Genomic DNA, 18,972 nt, shown 5'->3' with positions numbered 1-18,972 from the left:
ATTACTATATCAACGCTTTACTTTCTTTAATATAAATATTTACTTACTAAATGCTACTTATTTATTAACTGATTTTTTATAAATACTTTATTATATATACATGGAATTAAAATAGCACCACCTATTATATTTCCTATTGTTACAACTACTAAATTAGTTATTAATTGACCTATAGTTACATTCGCACCTAATAACATTCCCATTGGAATAAAAAACATATTTGCAACACTATGCTCAAACCCACATAGCACAAATAACATTATCGGAAACCAAGATGCAAATAATTTTGATACTATATCTTGTGCTGCTGTTGCCATCCATATAGCTAAAACAACTATGATATTACATAATATGCCCCTTATAAGAGCCTGCATAATGGTAAGCGATGCTTTTGATTCAGCAATTAATATAGCATTATTTGCTGAATCACCAGTAAATATACCTGCATAGAAAATTGCTAATGCTAAAAGTATTGAACCTATGAAATTTGCAATATATACCAGTAACCAATTCCTAAAAAGTTCTGATAGTGTTATCTTTTTATTCATAGCAGCTAAAGTCATTAAGTTATTACCAGTAAATAGCTCCGCTCCACATACAACTACTAATATAAGCCCTACTGGAAACACTGTAGCTCCAGCTAATCTAGCTAAACCAGCATCTATATTATTTAGTGTTTGAGCTGCTAATATGTTTCCTACTCCTCCTAAGCCTATAAAAATTCCTGCAAGTATACCCAACCATATACAACTATTTGTATCTAGGTTAGCTTTTTTTATACCTGAATTTATAGTAGCATTTGCTACTTCCCCTGGTGTTAAGAATCTTTTATCCATAAATACCTCCTAATATAATAAGCTTTTAAGAAAAAAATAGTCTATTTTATACTGAATATTTATATATTTCAGGCTATTATACTCTGTACACTTTATTCATAAAAATATTCTTCTCTATATAGAAGTTTTTGTCTTCTTTTGTTTAATGTATACAAAAGGTGCATTTTGGTGTATAATTGTTACTGTTGCTAAATTACTAGCTGCTATTATTTTAAAAATTATATGTCAATATTTTATATTTATTAATAAATTTTTAAGGAGGAATTATAAATGGCAGATAAAAAAATGCTTATGCCTGCTGAAATAGCTGAATATACTATTGAAGCTGGTGTTAAAAAGGCTACTACGCCAAACAAAAAAGTTCTAGCATCTGCATTCTTAGCTGGTGCATATATAGTATTCGGTGCATTAGGATCAGTTGCTGCAGCTTACAACTTATTAGCAAATCCTGATACTTATGGTTTAGGTAAAATGGTTGCAGGTCTTATGTTCCCTGCAGGTCTTATTTTTGTACTAATAGCTGGTGCAGACTTATTTACAGGTAACATATTAATAACTCTTGCTGCTTTAAAGAAAAGAGTAACTTGGGGCCAAGCTTTTAAAAACTGGGCTTTAGTTTGGATCGGAAATCTTTGTGGTGCTGTTTTAGTAGCATACCTTGTAAGTTTATCAGGTGTATTTGATTGGAGTAATGGTTTATATGGTGGTGTTGTAGTAAAAAATGCTATCGGTAAATTAGGATTCAGTTGGGTATCTGCTATAGCTTCTGGTCTATTATGTAACTGGATTGTATGTGCTACTGTATGGATGACTTATGGAGCTAAAGATGTACCTGGAAAAATTTTAACTAGTTTCTTCGGAATATTCTTATTCGTATGTGCTGGATACGAGCATAGTGTTGCTAACATGGGATACTTATTTGCTGGTTTATTCGCTAAAACAAATCCTGCATTCTTAGAAGCAGCTCATAAAACTGTTGCTGATGCTTCTGTTATAAACTTACCTAATATATTTATAAACAATTTAATACCTGTTACTATAGGTAATATATTAGGTGGTGCAATATTTGTTGCAGGAGTTTACTACTTCTTATTCGTTAATAAAAAAGAAGATTCTGTTAATGTAAAAAAGACTGCATAGTCTATTTACCAAATATAATATAAATAAAGAGGTTGTTCTAAAATATTAGTCCAACCTCTTTATTTATATTGAGTTAATATTTATACTATATAATAAGCTAGGTGAATGGAGGTTTTAATTATGCATAACTTTATTAAAGAATCTTGGTATGAAATTTTAGTTACCATGATACATATAATCAATTTCTTATCAATTATAAATTTAATTTTTAGGGAAAAAAGGAGTACTGAAGCTACTGTTGCATGGGTTCTTGTTTTACTAACCGCTCCAGCTATAGGTTGTATATTATATATATCCTTCGGTAGAGGTATTTCTAAAAATAATATGTTTAAAATTAAAGAAACTGAAGATAAAATTTTAAAGGAAAATATAATAGATACTCAAATTAAATTAGATCGTAATGATAATCTAGAACCAAATTTAATTGAGTATAAAGATATGATATATGCTTTGGCTAATTCAAATAATTCTCACTTTACAACTAATAATGATGTAGAACTTTTCCCTGAACCAAATGACTTCTTTGAGTCGTTATTAGATGAGTTAAAAAAAGCTAAACATCATATAAATATACAATTTTATATTTTTAAAGATGATGAAATAGGAAATAAAATAATAGATATCTTAATAGATAAAGTTCAAAATGGTGTTGAAGTTAGACTATTATACGATGCTGTAGGTAGTAGATTATTAAGTGATAAATCTATCCACAAATTAAAAAAAGCAGGTGTAAAAGTTGGTGCATTTTTCCCTTCTTTTATGAAAATTATAAACTTTAACCTTAACTACAGAAATCACCGAAAGATAGTTGTAATAGATAGCAAAGTTGGATTTATTGGTGGAAATAATATAGGAGATGAATACCTAGGTAAAGATCCTAAGTTTGGATATTGGAGAGATACGCACTTAAAAATTACTGGAGATTCTGTTAAAGATCTTAATATACGATTTATACTAGATTGGAGATATACAACTAAAGAAGACTTAGATTTAGATAAATACTTTGAAAATAAAACTGTAAGATTATCTAATTCTGATGCATGTAAAAATATAGGTATGCAAATAGTATCTAGTGGTCCTGATAGTACTGAATTAGATGAGATTAAGTATGGTTATATAAAAATGATACAAAAAGCCAAAAAATACATTTATATACAGACCCCTTACTTTATCTTAGATAAAACCCTTACAGATGCATTAAAAATAGCTTGTTTTTCAGGTGTCGATGTAAGAATAATGATTCCGTCTAAACCTGATCATCCTTTTGTTTATTGGGCATCCTCTTCATATGCAGGTGAACTTCTGAAGTATGGTGCTAAACTTTTTAATTATGATCACAATGCATTTCTACATGCTAAGACTATAGTTGTAGATGACTGCGTATGTTCTATCGGAACTGCAAATTTTGATATTAGAAGTTTTGAACTTAATTTTGAAATAAATGCATTTATGTATTCTTCACAGGTCGCAAAGAAACAAAGAGCTATATTTGAAAATGATATTTTAAAATCTAAGGAAATAACATTAGATACATATAATTCTAGATCTCGTTATATGAGGCTTAAAGAATCTATATCTAGATTACTTTCTCCTATACTATAAAATCAATAATAAGGGATTTACTTTTAAAGTATTATTATTTTTTTAGTTTTCCCTTTATTGTTATTTTTTTATATTAGTTTGTTGAATTTTGTATATTTAATTTTATATACTATAATATTTTAGTTAAAAATGAATTCTTAAATCTAACAATAAGCATTTCAACTTTATCATATAATATTTCATATTTTTAGTCTTAAATTTATATGTACTCATAAAATTTTAATCTATTTTTATTGCATTAAGATAATGATTAAAATTAATTTAAAATTTAAAAGGAGGATTTATATGTATGATTTCTACTTACATAACAAACAATTATTCGATCAACTAGATACTTTTATTGATTCTCTTGAAAATAAAGATAGTTCTTTAATTCAAGTATTACATCATGCACAAGGTATATTTGGATATCTTCCTAAAGAAGTTCAACTTTATATTTCTAAAAGATTAAATATTGCATCAGCTAAAGTTTATAGCATTGTAAACTTTTATTCTTATTTCACTACTGAACCTAAAGGAAAATATAAAATAAGTGTGTGTTTAGGGGCAGTTTGCTTTGCTAAAGGGGCAGATAAAATACTATATGAATTTGAAAAACAACTTGGAATAAAGGCTGGTCAAACTTCTAAGGATCTTTTATTCTCATTAGATGGATTAAGATGTGTTGGAGCATGTGGACTTGCACCGGTTGTGGTGGTAAACAGTAAAGTATATGGTCAATTCAAGCCAGAGCAAGTTAATGATGTTTTAGATTATTATAAATCATTAGAAAATACCACTATATAAATTTAAATTTTCTATTAAATTTTTAAGCAGTTAAGGGGTAAAAATTATGAATAAAATAAATCTAATTAAAAGATTTTACTGATATGTTAAAACTTAACCATTTATATTCGTATATACGAAAAATCACAATAAATCGAATATAAAAAAATTAATATAAAAGCCTCTAAATGAATAATTCAAAATTTAGAGGCTTTATTTATTCCATACAATAGCTCAAATCAAACAAATTTTATTTATTATCTATTAACTGAGATAACTTTTTAGTAAATTCATGTGCAGAATCATAACCCATGCCTCTTTGTCTATAATTCATAGCTGCAACCTCTAAAACCATAGATGTATTTCTTCCTGGTTTAACAGGAACTACAAGCTTTTCTATATTTACACCCAATATTTGCTCATATTCTCTATCTAGCCCTAATCTATCATAGTATTTATTTTCATCCCAACCTTCTAGATTAATAACTAAATCTATCATTTTAGATGTTTTAGTTGCGCCTACTCCATATAAACTCTTTACATCTATAATTCCAAGCCCTCTAATCTCCATAAAGTGTCTTAATAACTCTGGAGCTTGACCAACTAACATACTATCATCTAATTTTCTAATTTCCACAGCATCGTCAGCAACAAGTCTATGACCTCTTTGAATTAACTCTAATGCAGTTTCAGATTTTCCTATACTACTCTCACCTTTTATAAGTACGCCAATGCCATATATATCAACTAAAACCCCATGTATTGTAGTCTGAGGAGCTAGTTTGTTATCTAAATAATTTGATAATCTATTTACAAGTCTTGTTGTATTTCTTTTTGTACTTAATACTATTCTATCATATTTTTTTGCAAATTCTATAACATCTGGTTTTACTTCTAAATTTCTAGATACTATTAATACAGGTATTTCATATGCAAAAAACTTATCTAATACTTCTCTTCTTTTTTGCTCATCTATATAACTAAAATAGTTATACTCTGTTTTGCCGACTATTTGTATTCTTTCATAAGCAAAATCTTCAAAATATCCTGCAAATTGCAAGCCAGGTCTATTTATATCTTGAGAATAAACGTAATAATCTTTATTCTCAGGCATATATACTACTTTTAAATCTAAGTCTCTTACTATCTCTCTTATAGATACTCTTTCACTTGAACTCATGTCTTATTTTACTTTCCCTTTCTAAAATATTTATAAACACTTTCACTAGATGCTTTATTCATGCCTTCTACCTCTAATAATTCTTCAAAGGTTGCTTTTTTTATAGCTTCTATATCTTTAAAATGATTTAATAGTGCCTTTTTTCTTTTTTCCCCTATACCTTGTATATCATCTAATTCAGATTTTGTCAAAGATTTGTTTCTAAGACTTCTATGATAGGATATAGCATAATTATGTACTTCTTCTTGAATACTTGCGACAAATCTATACAAATTAGAAGTTCTATCTAGTTCTATCTCCTTTTCCTGGGAAATAAGTCCCTTTGTTCTATGTTTATCGTCTTTATACATTCCCCAAAGAGGTATTTCTACATTATACTTATTTAAAACCTTTTTTACAGCACTAACCTGACCTTTTCCTCCATCTAATAACATTAAATCTGGAAAATCTCCATATTTTAATCTTCTTTCAACTATCTCGGCCATAGAATCATAATCATTAGGACCTATTACAGTTTTTATTTTATATCTTCTATATTCTTTTTTATCTTTTTTACCATTTGTAAATACAACCATAGATCCAATAGAATCTACCCCTTGAATATTTGATATATCAAAAGATTCTATCCTATTTGGTATATTGTCTAGGTTTAATATTTGCTTTAATTCTTCTAATGCACCTATACTCTTTTCATACTTTCTTTTATTCATATCTGAAAACTTTTCTAAATATTCTATCGCATTTTTTCTTACCATTTCAATTAAGCTTTTCTTTTCACCCTTCTGAGGTACTCTTATAATTACCTTTTGACCTTTTTTTGAAGATAACCATTCTGATAATATAAAACTATCTTCTATTTCATCTTCTATTATTATTTCCTTAGGCACATATTCTTGTTCCATATAAAATTGCTTAACAAATGATCCAAGTATTGATTCTCTTGTACTATCCATAACCCCTTCTAATATAAAATGCTCTCTCCCTACTATTTTTCCATTCCTTACAAAGAAAACTTGAACACAAGCTTCGTCATGTGCTCTTGCCATTGCAATAACATCTTGATTTAAGTCTGATGTAGATGTATCTATTTTTTGCTTTTCCATCATATCTTCTAGGCTCTTTATTTTATCTCTGTATATTGCTGCTTCTTCAAAATTAAAGTCCATTGCACATTTATTCATTTTTTCTTTTAATATATCAATTAACTTTTCTTCTTTTCCAGATAGAAATAGTATTATTTCTTCTATCATTTTATTGTACTCTTCTTTAGTAATATTCCCTGTGCAAGGCCCTACACATCTTTTTATATGTAAGTTTAAACAAGGCCTCATATTAGTTTTTATAGCTCTTTCTATATCTACATTACAAGTTCTTATGGGATATGTATTTTTTATTATATCTAATGTATCATTGACTGCTGTTGTATTAGTATAAGGCCCAAAATATTTAGCTTTGTCTTTTATAACTTTTCTAACCTTTAATACTCTTGGAAAGTCTTCATTAGTTGTTATCTTTATATATGGATAAGTTTTATCATCTCGTAGTAAAACATTATACTTTGGCTTATATTTTTTTATTAAGTTACATTCTAATATTAGTGCTTCTAATTCTGAGTCTGTAATTATATATTCAAATTTATCAATATTTTTTACCATAGATTTTACTTTAGATGAATGATTTTTTGAAGATTGAAAGTATTGTCTAACTCTATTTTTTAATACTTTTGCTTTCCCTACATATATTATATTGTCAAATTTATCTTTCATTAAGTAAACTCCAGGCTCTGCTGGTAGCTGCTTTAAATGTTCCTGTATGTCAAACAATTATTTTACCTCCAATATTATAGTTATATCTTAATTATACCCATAATTATCTGTAATTTATAAAATATAATTGTATAAAAACGAAATAAAGAGATACTTCAAATACATTTATTATATTTAAGGTATCTCTTCTATTTACTTGTTATTTATTATTTCCATGATTTATATATAACATGAATATACTTGATACATGTCTAGTATGAAATACTTTACTATCTTTCTACTTATCAACATAATCAGAACTTAATATAGTTATATCTACTTAACCATCATCTGAAGTTCACCAACTTTAAGCTACCTCAGGTTGAACTTTTATTTTAAATAAAATCCATATCCAATTAATAGATATGGATTTTTAAATCTATTCAAAATATTTCTTTAAGAACTTTCCTGTATAAGAACCTTCAACCTTAGAAACTTCTTCTGGAGTTCCAGTAGCAACTATCTTACCGCCTTTATCTCCACCCTCTGGACCTAAATCAATTATATAGTCACAAGTCTTTATTACATCTAAGTTATGTTCTATAACTACTATACTATTTCCTGTATCAGCTAATTTTTGAAGAACTTGAATTAACTTATCTACATCAGCCATATGAAGACCTGTTGTTGGTTCATCTAATATATATAAAGTCTTTCCTGTTGGTCTTTTACTAAGTTCTGTAGCTAGTTTTATTCTTTGTGCTTCTCCTCCTGATAGCTGAGTTGATGGTTGTCCTAACTTAATATATGAAAGTCCAACATCCATTAATGTTTCTAATTTTCTCTTTATATTAGGTATATTTTCAAAGAATTTAAGAGCCTCTTCTACATTCATATCTAATACATCTGCTATTGTTTTATCCTTATATTTAACTTGTAAAGTTTCTCTATTATATCTTTCTCCTTTACACACTTCACAAGGTACATAAACATCTGGTAAGAAGTGCATTTCTATTTTTATTATACCATCGCCTTTACAAGCTTCACATCTACCACCTTTTACATTGAAGCTAAATCTACCTTTTTGATATCCTCTAGCTTTTGCTTCATTAGTTGATGCAAATAAATCTCTTATCATATCAAATACACCAGTATATGTTGCTGGATTAGAACGAGGCGTTCTTCCTATTGGACTTTGGTCTATATTGATTATTTTATCTATATTATCTATACCTTTTATTTCTTTATGTTTTCCTGGTCTATCTCTAAGTCTATTTATTTTACTTGCTATACCTTTATATAATATATCATTTATTAATGTACTTTTCCCTGACCCTGACACTCCAGTTATACAAGTAAATTTACCTAGAGGGAATTTTACATTTATATTTTTTAAGTTATTTTCATTTGCTTTAACTATTTCTATAAAGTTTCCATTTCCTTCTCTAGTCGTTTTTGGTATGTGTATTTCTTTTTTTCCACTTAAATATTGACCTGTTATAGAGTTTGGATTATCTAATATTTCATCTAAAGTTCCTTGAGCAACTATTTGTCCTCCATGAACTCCTGCACCTGGCCCAATATCAACTATATAATCACATTCTCTCATTGTATCTTCATCATGTTCTACAACTATAAGAGTATTTCCAATATCAGTTAAATGTCTTAGTGTCTTTATAAGCCTGTCATTATCTCTTTGATGAAGACCTATACTCGGCTCATCAAGTACATATAAAACTCCAACAAGAGCCGAACCAATTTGAGTGGCAAGCCTTATACGCTGCGCTTCTCCTCCTGATAATGTTCCTGCTTTTCTTGATAAATTTAAGTAATCTAAACCAACGTCTCTTAGGAAAATTGCTCTTCCTCTTATTTCTTTTAATATTTCATGTGCTATAAACTTTTGCTTTTCGTTTAGGTTTATGTTTTCTATATATTCTACAAGCTCATTAACAGAAAAATCAGTAACATCCATTATATTTTTTCCATCTACTAAAACTGATAATACCTCTTTTTTAAGCCTTGCTCCCTTACACTTTGGACATGGAGTTTCTGACATGAACTCTTCAATTTTATCTCTAGCATGTTCTGAGTTAGTTTCATTATATCTTCTAGTTAGATTAGGTATAACACCTTCAAAATATGCTTGATATTCTCTTCTACCACCATATTTTGATTCATATACAAATTGTACAATAGTGTTATTAGTTCCATAAAGTAGTTCTTGTACAAATTCTTCAGGTAAATCCTTTACTGGAGTTTCTATTGATACACCAAAATGATTTGCTAAACTTTGAACCATTTTACTATAATATGTATCATCATTTACTCCTACTGAACCCCATGCTGCTATTGCACCTTGTTTTATGGATAGGTCTTTGTTTGGTATTACTAAATTAGGATCAACTTCCTTACTTTCACCAAGTCCATTACAAGTCTCACAAGCTCCAAATGGAGCATTGAATGAGAACATTCTTGGAGATAATTCTTCTATTCCTACTCCATGCTCTGGACATGCAAATTTAGTAGAATAAAGTATTTCTTCTCCATCTATTATTTGAGCTATAACAAGTCCATCAGATAATTTAACTGCAGTTTCTATAGAATCTGTAAGTCTAGATTCTATACCATCTTTTATTACTATTCTATCTACAACAACTTCTATATTATGCTTTTTATTTTTACTTAAATCTATATCATCAGTAACTTCGTAATTTTCTCCATTTACTCTTATTCTAACAAAGCCTTCTTTTTTGATGTTTTCAATTAATTTTTTATGAGTTCCCTTTTGCCCCCTTACTACTGGAGATAGTATTTGTAATTTTGTTCTTTCAGGAAACTCCATCATCTTATCTACGATTTCTTGTATAGTCATTTGACTTATTTTTTCTCCACATACAGAGCAGTGTACTTCCCCTACTCTAGCAAATAATAATCTTAAGTAGTCATAAATCTCTGTAACAGTACCTACTGTTGAACGTGGATTTTTAGATGTTGTCTTTTGGTCTATAGATATAGCCGGAGATAATCCTTCTATATATTCCACATTTGGTTTCTCCATTTGTCCTAAAAACTGTCTAGCATATGCAGATAAACTCTCTACATATCTTCTTTGTCCTTCTGCATATATAGTATCAAATGCTAATGATGACTTACCAGAACCTGATAGTCCGGTAAATACTATAAATTTATTTCTTGGAAGTTCTAGGTCTACGTTTTTTAGATTGTGCTCTTTTGCACCTTTTATTATGATTTTATCTTCCATCTAATTATTTATCCTTTCCTCAAGTTGCTTTATTTTATCTCTAAGCTCTGCTGCTCTCTCAAATTGTAGATTTTGTGCAGCTTCTATCATTTCAGCTTGAAGTGCTGCTATATTTTCTTTGATCTCATCTATATTGTTTGTCTCTTTTATTCCATAAATAGTTTCTTCATCTGCCACTACAGTAGCTTCTATTGCATCTCTTACTTTTTTCTTAATAGTTGTAGGTGTTATATTATGCTCTTCATTGTATAGCATCTGTATTTCTCTTCTTCTCTTTGTCTCAGTTATAGCACTTTCCATCGATCTAGTTATCTTATCTGCATACATTATAACCTTACCCTCTGAATTTCTTGCTGCTCTACCAATTGTTTGTATCAAAGACGTCTCAGAACGTAAAAATCCTTCTTTATCTGCATCAAGTATGGCAACTAAAGAAACCTCTGGTATATCTAGACCTTCTCTAAGTAAGTTTATACCTACTAATACATCAAACTTTCCAAGTCTTAAATCTCTTATTATTTCTACTCTTTCTAAAGTATCTATATCTGAATGTAAATACTTGACCTTAATTCCTATTTCTTTTAAATAATTAGTTAAATCTTCACTCATTTTTTTAGTAAGAGTAGTTATTAAAACTCTTTCATCTTTTTCTATTACCTTGTTTATCTCAACTACTAAGTCATCTATTTGATTATTTATAGGTCTAACCTCAACAATAGGGTCAAGTAATCCCGTTGGCCTTATTATCTGCTCTGCTATAGTTGTTGAGTGCTCTAGTTCATAAGCTCCTGGTGTAGCCGTTACAAATAGTATTTGATTAATATTCTCTTCAAATTCATCAAAATTTAATGGTCTGTTATCATAAGCAGAAGGTAATCTAAATCCATTATCTATAAGCGATGCTTTTCTTGATTTATCTCCTGCATACATGCCCCTAACTTGAGGAACCGTTACATGTGATTCATCTATTATTATTAAATAATCATCTGGGAAGAAGTCCATTAATGTATATGGCTTCTCTCCTGGTTTTCTTCCTGTTATATGTCTTGAATAATTTTCTATACCTTGGCAGAATCCTATTTCTTTAAGCATTTCTATATCATATTTAGTTCTCTGCTCTATTCTTTGAGCTTCTAATAGCTTATCATCATCTTTAAATGCTTTTACTCTCTCCTCTAACTCTTTTTCTATTTCAATAACAGCTTTTTCAACTCTCTCTGGAGTTGTTACATAGTGAGATGCAGGGAAAATAACAACATGATTTCTAGTTCCTACAATCTTTCCTGTTACATAATCTATTTCAGTTATTCTATCTATTTCATCACCAAAAAATTCAATTCTTATAGCTCTTTCATCATTACTAGCTGGAAATATCTCTAATATATCTCCCCTTACTCTGAAAGTACCACGCGTAAAATTTATATCATTTCTTTCATATTGTATTTCTATTAATTTCTTTATAATATCATCTCTATCCCTTTCCATTCCTGGCCTTAATGATAGCATAAGCTTTCTATAATCCTCTGGATCCCCTAAGCCATATATACAAGACACAGATGATATTATTATTACATCATCTCTTTCTAGTATTGCTGCGGTTGCTGAATGACGTAGCTTATCAATTTCATCATTTATACTTGCATCTTTTTCTATATATGTATCACTATGAGCAACATATGCTTCTGGTTGATAATAATCGTAATAGCTTACAAAATATTCAACTGCGTTGTCTGGAAAGAATTCCTTAAACTCACTATAAAGTTGAGCTGCTAAAGTTTTATTATGAGCAAGTATCAAAGTTGGCATTTTTACTTCTTGTATTATATTTGCCATTGTAAATGTTTTTCCTGATCCTGTAACTCCTAATAATGTAGAATATTTTTCATTATTATTTATAGCACTTACTATAGATTTTATAGCTTGTGGCTGATCTCCCGTAGGTTTAAAATCTGACTTCAATTCAAAATCCAAGTATCTCACTCCTTCATTCGAACATATTTTCTAATAAATGTAATTATATCATAAAATTCATTTTTCTCATATTATCGTCAATATATTTAATTTTTTATATATAAATATTTTTACATATTTTACCCAATATAAGTTACTTTGAATCTTATTATATTTCTTTATTCATAATATAAAATTAAAGACCTCTATAAAATAGAGGTCTTTTTAAATGGGGGAGATTGAGTAATTTATTATTAAGTTTTACAATATAATTATTTCCAATCTCCTGAATTATATACATAAATTTATAAAAATTTTGCTTCGCTTGAGCAATGTATCAATGAACTCATTCATTTCTCTAATTATATATCCTTACTCCCACTACGGGTACATGTATTGCTCAAAATAATTATCAGATTATAAATCATACACATCTAATATTATAAAATAAAAAAAGATTACGTGGCTACGTGCTACTCTCCCAGGCGGTCGCCCACCAAGTACCATTGCCGCTAAAGAGCTTAACTTCTGTGTTCGGTATGGGAACAGGTGTATCCTCTTTGCTATAATAACCACATAATCTTATTTAAGTTGGAGCGGGTGAAGGGGATCGAACCCTCACAGCCGGCTTGGAAGGCCGGAACTCTACCATTGAGCTACACCCGCATAAGTTTTAGAGTTGGTACTCTGAAAACTGCATATCATTTAAGATTTATCATTTTATTTTAGCAACCGAAATCTTCCTTATTAATATTTTAATAATGATTTGGTTGGCGATATAAACCTTTAGGTTTATTTTGGTCAAGTCCTCGACCTATTAGTATCGATAAGCTAAATACATTACTGCACTTACACCTTCGACCTATCAACCAGGTAGTCTTCCTGGGGTCTTACCCTTACGGTGGGAAATCTTATCTTGAAGTTGGCTTCGCGCTTAGATGCTTTCAGCGCTTATCCATTCCGTACATAGCTACCCAGCCATGCCCTTGGCAGAACAACTGGTATACCAGAGGTACGTCCATCCCGGTCCTCTCGTACTAAGGACAGGTCTTCTCAAATTTCCTACGCCTGCGACGGATAGGGACCGAACTGTCTCACGACGTTCTGAACCCAGCTCGCGTACCACTTTAATGGGCGAACAGCCCAACCCTTGGGACCTACTACAGCCCCAGGATGTGATGAGCCGACATCGAGGTGCCAAACCTCCCCGTCGATGTGGACTCTTGGGGGAGATAAGCCTGTTATCCCCAGGGTAGCTTTTATCCGTTGAGCGATGGCCCTTCCATGCGGTACCACCGGATCACTAAGTCCGACTTTCGTCCTTGCTCGACCTGTATGTCTTGCAATCAAGCTTCCTTTTGCCTTTACACTCTTCGCACGATTTCCGACCGTGCTGAGGAAACCTTTGAGCGCCTCCGTTACTTTTTAGGAGGCGACCGCCCCAGTCAAACTGCCCACCTGACGGTGTTCCAAGACCTGATTCAAGGCCTATGGTTAGGATCCCAGTACTACAAGGGTGGTATCCCAAGGTTGACTCCACACAGACTGGCGTCCATGCTTCTTAGTCTCCCACCTATCCTGTACATGTAGTACCAAGACCCAACGTCAAGCTACAGTAAAGCTCCATGGGGTCTTTCCGTCCTGTCGCAGGTACCCGGCATCTTCACCGGGATTACAATTTCACCGAGTCTATTGTTGAGACAGTGCCCAAATCGTTACGCCTTTCGTGCGGGTCGGAACTTACCCGACAAGGAATTTCGCTACCTTAGGACCGTTATAGTTACGGCCGCCGTTTACTGGGGCTTAAGTTCACTGCTTCGATTGCTCTAACAGATCCCCTTAACCTTCCAGCACCGGGCAGGCGTCAGCTCCTATACATCGTCTTGCGACTTAGCAGAAACCTGTGTTTTTGGTAAACAGTCGCTTGGGCCTATTCTCTGCGGCCTGTCATAGACAGGCACCCCTTCTCCCTAAGTTACGGGGTCATTTTGCCGAGTTCCTTAACAATAGTTCTCTCGCTGGCCTTAGGATACTCTCCTCACCCACCTGTGTCGGTTTACGGTACGGGCGCCTTTAAACTCGATAGAAGCTTTTCTTGACAGTGTGAAATCAGCTACTTCGCCCCGAAGGGCTTCCCCATCACATCCTAGCATTGTCTAAACGGATTTGCCTATTTAGACTGCCTCAATGCTTAGCCGTACATAACCAACAGTACGGTTAGCTTATCCTACTGTGTCACTCCATCTCTCAAACGCTTATTGGCGGTACAGGAATATCAACCTGTTGTCCATCACCTACGCCTTTCGGCCTCGGCTTAGGTCCCGACTAACCCAGGGCGGACGAACCTTCCCCTGGAAACCTTGGGTTTACGGCCCGTGGGATTCTCACCCACGTCTCGCTACTCATGCCAACATTCTCACTCGTATACTGTCCACATGTCCTTACGGTCATGCTTCAGCCTGCATACGAAGCTCCCCTACCCATCATAATTGATGCCGTAGCTTCGGTAGTACGTTTTAGCCCCGGAAATTTTCGGCGCAGGATCACTCGACCAGTGAGCTATTACGCACTCTTTAAATGAGTGGCTGCTTCTAAGCCAACATCCTGGTTGTCTGTGCAATCCCACATCCTTTACCACTTAACGTACATTTAGGGACCTTAGCTGACGATCTGGGCTGTTGCCCTTTTGACTATGAATCTTATCACCCACAGTCTGACTCCCAAGTAAAAGAAAACGGCATTCGGAGTTTGATAGTCTTCGGTAAGTGCAATACCCCCTAGGACATTCAGTGCTCTACCTCCGTTTCTCTACGCTTGAGGCTAGCCCTAAAGCTATTTCGGGGAGAACCAGCTATCTCCGGGCTCGATTGGAATTTCACCGCTATCCACAAGTCATCCCCGAGCTTTTCAACGCTCGTGGGTTCGGTCCTCCACGAAATTTTACTTTCGCTTCAACCTGCTCATGGATAGGTCGCCCGGTTTCGGGTCTACGCCAAGTAACTTAATCGCCCATTTAAGACTCGCTTTCGCTACGGCTCCACACCTTAAGTGCTTAACCTTGCTACTTAACGTAACTCGTTGGCCCGTTCTACAAAAAGTACGCGGTCACACAAGTAATGTGCTCCCACAGCTTGTAAGTACAGGGTTTCAGGTTCTATTTCACTCCCCTCCCGGGGTTCTTTTCACCTTTCCCTCACGGTACTATGCGCTATCGGTCACTAGGTAGTATTTAGGCTTGGAGGATGGTCCCTCCTGCTTCCCACAGGGTTTCACGTGTCCCGTGGTACTCTGGATCATACTAGTAGCTTTCTCGTTTCAACTACAGGGCTATTACCTTCTATGGCGGAGCTTTCCAACTCTCTTCATTTACGATATTGCATCCATGTTGTATGTCCGCAACCCCAACGAAGTAAACTTCATTGGTTTGGCCTGTTCCGCGTTCGCTCGCCGCTACTTACGGAATCGAATTTCTTTCTCTTCCTCCGGGTACTTAGATGTTTCAGTTCCCCGGGTTCCCCTCGCTAAGCTATGTATTCACTTAACGATACTTAGACATTACTCTAAGTGAGTTTCCTCATTCGGAAATCTTCGGATCAAAGTTTACGTGCAACTCCCCGAAGCTTATCGCAGCTTATCACGTCCTTCATCGGCTCCTAGTGCCAAGGCATCCGCCCTGCACCCTTAATAACTTGACCAGTTATTAAAAGTGTAATTTTAAAGACTTTTCTTGTCTATATATGTTTAAAATGATGTCATATCACTAAATGTTATGCAGTTTTCAAAGTACAAACATGGTGGAGATGAGGAGGATCGAACTCCTGACCCCTTGCGTGCAAGGCAAGTGCTCTCCCAGCTGAGCTACACCCCCATATTTATTTTTACAACGATATACATTTTATAGTATATGTCGAAGATTGTCAATAGAGTTTTTAATTTTTATTAAGAACCCTCAAAATTAAACAGTAGGTAATTCTCCTTAGAAAGGAGGTGATCCAGCCGCACCTTCCGATACGGCTACCTTGTTACGACTTCACCCCAGTTATTGATTTCACCTTCGACACTCGCTTCCCAAAAGGGTTAGCTAAGTGGCTTCGGGCGCCCCCAACTTCCGTGGTGTGACGGGCGGTGTGTACAAGACCCGGGAACGCATTCACCGCAGCATTCTGATCTGCGATTACTAGTAACTCCAGCTTCATGTAGGCGAGTTTCAGCCTACAATCCGAACTGAGAATGGCTTTAAGGGATTAGCTCCGCCTCACGACTTGGCTGCCCTCTGTACCACCCATTGTAGCACGTGTGTAGCCCTAAGCATAAGGGGCATGATGATTTGACGTCATCCCCACCTTCCTCCAGGTTATCCCTGGCAGTCCCTCTAGAGTGCCCAACTTAATGCTGGCAACTAAAGGCAAGGGTTGCGCTCGTTGCGGGACTTAACCCAACATCTCACGACACGAGCTGACGACAACCATGCACCACCTGTCACTTCTGTCCCCGAAGGGAAAGATGCGATTAGGCATCGGTCAAAAGGATGTCAAGCTTAGGTAAGGTTCTTCGCGTTGCTTCGAATTAAACCACATGCTCCGCTACTTGTGCGGGTCCCCGTCAATTCCTTTGAGTTTCACTCTTGCGAGCGTACTTCCCAGGCGGAGTACTTAATGCGTTAGCTGCGCCACCGAAGGGGGTAACCTCCGACAGCTAGTACTCATCGTTTACGGCGTGGACTACCAGGGTATCTAATCCTGTTTGCTCCCCACGCTTTCGTGCCTCAGTGTCAGTTACAGTCCAGAGAGCCGCCTTCGCAACTGGTGTTCCTCCTAATATCTACGCATTTCACCGCTACACTAGGAATTCCACTCTCCTCTCCTGCACTCAAGTTCCCCAGTTTCAAAGGCTTACTACGGTTGAGCCGTAGCCTTTCACCTCTGACTTAAGAAACCACCTACGCACCCTTTACGCCCAGTAATTCCGGATAACGCTAGCCCCCTACGTATTACCGCGGCTGCTGGCACGTAGTTAGCCGGGGCTTCCTCCTCAAGTACCGTCATTATCTTCCTTGAGGACAGAGCTTTACGACCCGAAGGCCTTCATCGCTCACGCGGCGTTGCTGCATCAGGCTTTCGCCCATTGTGCAATATTCCCCACTGCTGCCTCCCGTAGGAGTTTGGACCGTGTCTCAGTTCCAATGTGGCCGATCACCCTCTCAGGTCGGCTACTGATCGTCGCCTTGGTAAGCCGTTACCTTACCAACTAGCTAATCAGACGCGGGTCCATCCTGTACCGCAAAAGCTTTGATACTTCTACCATGCGATAAAAGTATTTTATCTCGTATTAGCATACCTTTCGGTATGTTATCCGTGTGTACAGGGCAGGTTACCCACGCGTTACTCACCCGTCCGCCGCTCTTTACCGAAGTAAATCGCTCAACTTGCATGTGTTAGGCACGCCGCCAGCGTTCATCCTGAGCCAGGATCAAACTCTCAAAATAAATTCTTCGAATTTATATCGCCAACGTTATATCTTCGCTACCGCTTCAGATACATCCGTCGCTCAAATAAATTTGATTACCTGCTCAGACTAATCATTATCTGAATATCTGGCTTAGTTTGTTTAGTTTCAATTCTATAAATTAACCTACTGTTTAATTTTCAAAGTTCTTTTTTGTCCTCTCTCTTGGACACTTATTAATATATCATCACTTTTTTGTATGGTCAATACTTTTTTTAAAATTTTTCTATTTTTTTTATTTTTTTCTTTATTAGCTATACTTATACATTTTTAAATCACACATATTATACTCAAATTGTGAAAAAATATAATAAAATTATAATCTTTTTAATAAGGAGATGATGTTATGTCCGACTTTAATACTATAAAAAATTTATATGAAGATGGATACAGATGCATTTATTATGATAAATTAGAAAATAACCATACTATTTATCTAAAAAATTTTGAAAATGAAAACTCTACAGTAATAGAATTAGAAAATGAAAATGAATTTTCTCAATTTCAAAACTATATTAACGATTTAAAAATGTCTTAAGTAATATTTAATGTTGAATAGTTTTGTATTTATTATTACTGTAACATTGACATAAACTTATGAACTATTTTTTAAGAGAATTGACTTAATGTGATGATAATTCATCATATTAATAAAAATGCATTAGGAATCTCCTAATGCATTTTTTTATTTTATTTAGTTGTAACTATTTTCTTAATCAGTTGCAAAAGTTCTTCTCTATCTGATTCTAATTGTTTATTCTTTTTATCTTTATATTCCTGAAAGTTAACAACATTTGATATATATTTACTCATAAAATCACTTCCTATTAAGAATTATTAACTTCTCTTTATATTTCTATTCTATAAAGTGATTGCATTTCCTTTTATTTTTGAGGTTATTTTGTTAAATATGTTCATATTTTTCCTCTATAAAATAAAATATAAAATTAATTTTAATTTTATATTTTATAAATCTATATTACT

At 33.8% G+C, this 18,972-nt stretch carries 10 protein-coding genes, 2 tRNA genes and 3 rRNA genes; 4 read left to right on the top strand and 11 right to left on the bottom strand.

Annotated features, from left to right (window positions below):
* Window positions 1-53 precede the first annotated feature (53 nt).
* Window positions 54-836, bottom strand: coding sequence for a formate/nitrite transporter family protein (locus CRIB_RS00515; RefSeq protein WP_180702645.1), 783 nt, complete (start codon window positions 834-836; stop codon window positions 54-56).
* 270 nt (window positions 837-1,106) lie between these two features.
* Between CRIB_RS00515 and CRIB_RS00510 the strand changes: the two genes are divergently transcribed.
* From CRIB_RS00510 to CRIB_RS00500, 3 genes are all read left to right on the top strand, one after another.
* Window positions 1,107-1,976, top strand: a complete 870-nt coding sequence (locus CRIB_RS00510) for a formate/nitrite transporter family protein (protein WP_180702644.1) — start codon at window positions 1,107-1,109, stop codon at window positions 1,974-1,976.
* Window positions 1,977-2,096: 120 nt separating this feature from the next.
* Window positions 2,097-3,578, top strand: a complete 1,482-nt coding sequence (gene cls / locus CRIB_RS00505) for a cardiolipin synthase (protein ID WP_180702643.1) — start codon at window positions 2,097-2,099, stop codon at window positions 3,576-3,578.
* A gap of 285 nt (window positions 3,579-3,863) precedes the next feature.
* Window positions 3,864-4,364 carry an NADH-quinone oxidoreductase subunit NuoE family protein gene (locus tag CRIB_RS00500; protein WP_180702642.1) on the top strand — a complete coding sequence of 167 codons (501 nt, stop codon included), beginning with the start codon at window positions 3,864-3,866 and terminating at the stop codon, window positions 4,362-4,364.
* A gap of 229 nt (window positions 4,365-4,593) precedes the next feature.
* On the opposite strand, the gene hprK is transcribed toward CRIB_RS00500, so the two are convergent.
* The 9 genes from hprK to CRIB_RS00455 form a co-directional block, all read right to left on the bottom strand.
* A complete protein-coding gene (gene hprK / locus CRIB_RS00495; protein ID WP_180702641.1) occupies window positions 4,594-5,523 on the bottom strand; it encodes an HPr(Ser) kinase/phosphatase in 930 nt (309 codons plus the stop codon).
* Between the two features lie 8 nt (window positions 5,524-5,531).
* Entirely contained in the window at window positions 5,532-7,346 is a 1,815-nt protein-coding gene (gene uvrC, locus CRIB_RS00490) for an excinuclease ABC subunit UvrC (protein WP_180702640.1), read from the bottom strand.
* 361 nt (window positions 7,347-7,707) lie between these two features.
* Window positions 7,708-10,533 (bottom strand): excinuclease ABC subunit UvrA, encoded by a 2,826-nt coding sequence (gene uvrA / locus CRIB_RS00485; RefSeq protein ID WP_180702639.1) that lies wholly within the window; start codon window positions 10,531-10,533, stop codon window positions 7,708-7,710.
* Complete coding sequence (gene uvrB, locus CRIB_RS00480) at window positions 10,534-12,504, bottom strand: excinuclease ABC subunit UvrB (protein ID WP_180702638.1); 1,971 nt, start codon at window positions 12,502-12,504, stop codon at window positions 10,534-10,536.
* 439 nt (window positions 12,505-12,943) lie between these two features.
* A 5S ribosomal RNA gene (rrf, locus tag CRIB_RS00475) occupies window positions 12,944-13,060 on the bottom strand.
* Between the two features lie 15 nt (window positions 13,061-13,075).
* Window positions 13,076-13,149, bottom strand: a tRNA-Gly gene (locus CRIB_RS00470).
* A 131-nt stretch (window positions 13,150-13,280) separates the two neighbouring features.
* A 23S ribosomal RNA gene (locus CRIB_RS00465) occupies window positions 13,281-16,178 on the bottom strand.
* 97 nt (window positions 16,179-16,275) lie between these two features.
* A tRNA-Ala gene (locus tag CRIB_RS00460) sits at window positions 16,276-16,351 on the bottom strand.
* A gap of 112 nt (window positions 16,352-16,463) precedes the next feature.
* Window positions 16,464-17,968: ribosomal RNA gene (locus tag CRIB_RS00455) — 16S ribosomal RNA — on the bottom strand.
* Together the 16S, 23S and 5S rRNA genes with 2 tRNA genes alongside form the textbook arrangement of a ribosomal RNA operon.
* Before the next feature lie 366 nt (window positions 17,969-18,334).
* Here CRIB_RS00455 and CRIB_RS00450 point away from each other — a divergent pair.
* Entirely contained in the window at window positions 18,335-18,526 is a 192-nt protein-coding gene (locus CRIB_RS00450) for a hypothetical protein (protein ID WP_180702637.1), read from the top strand.
* 152 nt (window positions 18,527-18,678) lie between these two features.
* Here CRIB_RS00450 and CRIB_RS12680 read toward each other — a convergent pair whose 3' ends face one another.
* Entirely contained in the window at window positions 18,679-18,801 is a 123-nt protein-coding gene (locus CRIB_RS12680; protein ID WP_276705093.1) for a hypothetical protein, read from the bottom strand.
* Window positions 18,802-18,972 lie beyond the last annotated feature (171 nt).

This window comes from Romboutsia ilealis (assembly GCF_900015215.1).
Taxonomy (GTDB): Bacteria; Bacillota; Clostridia; order Peptostreptococcales; family Peptostreptococcaceae; genus Romboutsia; species Romboutsia ilealis.
This window is presented reverse-complemented; position numbering and strand designations above follow the sequence as displayed.

Bases quoted from the DNA above. Each gene is read 5' to 3' on its own strand.
- CRIB_RS00515 (WP_180702645.1), bottom strand. From the start codon at position 836: ATGGATAAAAGATTCTTAACACCAGGGGAAGTAGCAAATGCTACTATA.
- CRIB_RS00510 (WP_180702644.1), top strand. From the start codon at position 1,107: ATGGCAGATAAAAAAATGCTTATGCCTGCTGAAATAGCTGAATATACT.
- cls (WP_180702643.1), top strand. From the start codon at position 2,097: ATGCATAACTTTATTAAAGAATCTTGGTATGAAATTTTAGTTACCATG.
- CRIB_RS00500 (WP_180702642.1), top strand. From the start codon at position 3,864: ATGTATGATTTCTACTTACATAACAAACAATTATTCGATCAACTAGAT.
- hprK (WP_180702641.1), bottom strand. From the start codon at position 5,523: ATGAGTTCAAGTGAAAGAGTATCTATAAGAGAGATAGTAAGAGACTTA.
- uvrA (WP_180702639.1), bottom strand. From the start codon at position 10,533: ATGGAAGATAAAATCATAATAAAAGGTGCAAAAGAGCACAATCTAAAA.
- CRIB_RS00450 (WP_180702637.1), top strand. From the start codon at position 18,335: ATGTCCGACTTTAATACTATAAAAAATTTATATGAAGATGGATACAGA.
- CRIB_RS12680 (WP_276705093.1), bottom strand. From the start codon at position 18,801: ATGAGTAAATATATATCAAATGTTGTTAACTTTCAGGAATATAAAGAT.